We start from the raw sequence: 645 nt of genomic DNA, 5'->3' as shown, positions 1-645 counted from the left end.
GCCGCATGCCGAACTTCTCCACGTAGAACCGGGTGGAGGCCTCGACGTCGGGGCTGGTGATTTCCAGATGTGCCAGGTGGGAGAGGAGTTTTTCCACGGGGAATCTCGCCTTCGAATAGGTGCCAAGTTGATCTAAGGCAACTGTGGCCTGTGTCACCTATTCGAGGAAGGGGTATCTTTCGATGCTAGGTATACGCGTGGTTGATACTGAAGGTTATTTCAGCAGCCGGGACATCCTCCGGTCCGCAAGCAGCTTCCCGCCGGTCTGGCAGGTGGGGCAGTACTGCAGCGAGGAATCTGCGAAGGACACTTCGCGGACGGTGTCGCCGCAGACGGGGCAGGGTTCGCCGGTGCGGGCATGGACCCGCAGCGCGCGGCGCTTGGAATCCTTCAGCTCGGCAGCCGGCCGGCCGGAGGCGTTCTCGATCGCGGATTCCAGGACGGCGCGCATGGCTTCGAAGAGCCGCTGGACTTCCTCGGGCTTGAGCTTGGCAGCATTCGCAAACGGTGAGAGGTGGGCGGCGTGCAGGATTTCATCACTGTAGGCGTTGCCGATGCCCGCGATCACCGACTGGTCCCGCAGCAGCCCTTTGATCTGGGCCCGGTGGGAGGCCACCAACCCGGAAAACGTCTCCAGGTCGACGT

Annotated in this window: 2 protein-coding genes; both read right to left on the bottom strand. The window is 62.6% G+C overall.

Annotated elements, in window-relative coordinates:
- Nucleotides 1-97 (bottom strand): VOC family protein (locus tag RTN46_RS10075; protein WP_312181056.1); only part of this gene is annotated, 97 nt, incomplete at its 3' end.
- Nucleotides 98-214: 117 nt separating this feature from the next.
- On the bottom strand, nucleotides 215-645 hold a 431-nt coding region (locus tag RTN46_RS10070; protein ID WP_312181028.1), incomplete at its 5' end, for a zinc finger domain-containing protein.

It is taken from the genome of Arthrobacter sp., from assembly GCF_031988865.1.
In the GTDB taxonomy this organism is placed as follows: Bacteria; Actinomycetota; Actinomycetes; order Actinomycetales; family Micrococcaceae; genus Arthrobacter_B.
Note: the sequence above shows the minus strand (reverse complement) of the source record. Positions and strands in the feature narration are given on the sequence as shown.